This is a genomic window from Megasphaera hutchinsoni (genome assembly GCF_001553405.1).
Classification (GTDB): Bacteria; Bacillota; Negativicutes; order Veillonellales; family Megasphaeraceae; genus Megasphaera; species Megasphaera hutchinsoni.
The window spans coordinates 1-2507 of the sequence record NZ_KQ960940.1 but is presented as its reverse complement, the minus strand read 5'-3'; the positions used below and the strand labels follow the sequence as shown (position 1 = coordinate 2507).

Sequence of the window (2507 nt, the reverse complement as noted above, 5' to 3'; positions counted from 1 at the left end):
TTACATTACTTGTTCCCGTTCCTTCATCTTTAATATTAAACCCGGCTTTAAGTTTAGAAATATCTTTACCAACAGTATTTTTTACTTCATTAACCTGAGCTACCGTAGCCGCATCGTTATCGGCTATACCATTAGCGATATTGGTAATTCTATTACCGCCGTTATCGAATCCGTCCTTCGTCAAAGAAATCGTCTTACCCGGATGAGCAAGTGTACCATCTCCGGCATCCATAATGGTAATACCGTTTTTCGTTATTTCTACCTTTTCTGTGCCAGCTTTATTCTGAATTACCGTACCGCCGGCAGTCGTTTTATTGGTATTACCGTCTTTATCCGTAAACGTAGCACTTTCCAAACCGGTTAGATTCTTAGCTAATTTTACATTAAGCTTTCCATCTTTAGCCACCACACCGATGTTATTATCGGTCAACTTGGTTTCATCTGTTACGCCACCGGAAATAGTAACGGTTTCATTCAATTTCTTCGCAATAGCTTCTCCGCTGTCGCCGGCAAATTTCAAGCCGTCATCCAAAGTAGCCACAGAGTGCGGATTCTGTCCGTTCGAATCGGTAATGACAATGCGTTTAATGGTTGTCGTGCCGTCTACACCCGGTTTCCCTTCGTCACCTTTTTCACCGCGAATGGAAAGACCGTTTTGTCCATTTGTCCCGTTCAAACCGATAGAGCCGTCTTTACCGTTGATAACAACAGCACTGCCGTCTTTTCCGATAACTTCCACTTTACCATCTTTACCCGGTTTACCGGCTTCTCCCGGTACCGCTTTTTCACCAAATACCGGTGTATCCGATAAGCGATAAATCACTTTTTGTGTATGCGTTGCTACATCCGTCAACAAATCTACGGACAATCCGCTTCCGGATGACAAAAATTCAACAGTCGGTTTTTCCTTCGCTTTCAAGGAAACGGTTCCTGTTACATTTCCTGCCTTAACATCAAAGCCTGCTGTTAATGTATCCATTGCTTCTTTCTTAGCTGCATTTACTTGTCCTACTGTGGCGGCACTGGTGACGGTCGTACTTTCTTTGACATTCGTGATTTCCTGACCGCCCATATTGAGTCCGTCTTTGGTTAAAGAAACCTTCTTTTTCGGATTATCAAGTGTTCCATCTTCGACGTCCGTAATGGTAATACCGTCTTTCGTAATTTCTACCTTTTCTTTGCCATCTTTATTCTGAATGACCGTACCGCCGGCAGTCGTTTGATTGGTATTGCCGTCTTTATCCGTAACCGTCGTTCCCATGTCATTAATAACGGTACTCGTAGTTTCCTCTTTATCTCCATTTTGAACGGTCTTGGTAAACGTAGCACTTGACAAATCCTTCAGATTCTTCGCCAGTTTAATATCCAGTTTACCGTTCTTCCCGGCTTCTTTATTAGCCACTACACCGATATTTTCATCGGTCAGTTTATCTTCTGCCTTTTCATGTTCTCCTACCGTAACACCACCGACAATTTCCACGGTTTCATTCAGTTTGGAGTAGAAGTTTCCTACATTGCCGGCAAATCTCAAGCCGTCATCCAAAGTAGCCACAGAATGCGGATTCTGTCCGGTCGGATCGGCAATGACAATGCGTTTAATGGTTGTCGTGCCGTCTACACCCGGTTTCCCTTCGTCACCTTTTTCACCGCGAATGGAAAGACCGTTTTGTCCATTTGTCCCGTTCAAGCCGATAGAGCCGTCTTTACCGTTGATAACAACAGAGCTTCCGTCTTTTCCGATAACTTCCACTTTCCCGTCTTTACCGGCTTCTCCGGCTTCTCCTACCGTAAACCCTTCTTCTAATTTCTTTTGTACCTTAACTAATTCAGTTTGCTTTGCCACATCGGAAATTGTAATCGTTTCTATATTACCCTTATGCTTTTTATCTTGAACTAATAAATCTATCTTTCCATCTGTCCCCGGCGTATATACACCGTTTCCGTCTGTTGTCGTTGTCGTACCGGCTTTCACTAATTGATAATCCGTCGAACCGGAAGCATTACTGCTCACTGTCTCGGATAAAGATTTCAACTGATCTTCCGTTGCAGCACGACCGGATGTAATAGCATTTGCATTCCATGTCGTATTCGTCAATCCTGTAATCGTTCCTGCTGTACCGTCAATGGTAAGTGCCTTGCTTGTGGCACCCGGTGCCGGAGTCGGAGCTGCAAAGGTAATGCTGTTCATATTTGTCAATGCACTATTTAATCCATACGTTACACTGCCATCAGCACCAACTTTACTCGTAAGATTTGCATCGCTCTTAAAGGTAATTGTATCTTTTGCTTTGATTACTTTCTTCCCTGCCGTCGGAGTAGCTTCGTCTTGAATAGTGAATCCTTCTTGCAAAGTGGCAATATCTTTTTTATTCGTTTCCGCTTGTTTCTTGACCGGGTTCACGAAATCATAGACAGTCTTGCCGGTTACAAGGTTAGTGTCATTCGCTTCCACTTTACCCGTGCCGAGTTTTCCTGCCCATGCAGTTCTTTCTGTATCACCTATATTG

General features: G+C 43.6%; 1 pseudogene. It reads right to left on the bottom strand.

Annotation, left to right across the window (positions count from 1 at the left end):
- Window positions 1–2507: pseudogene (locus HMPREF3182_RS07620) on the bottom strand (hypothetical protein); the annotation flags it as partial.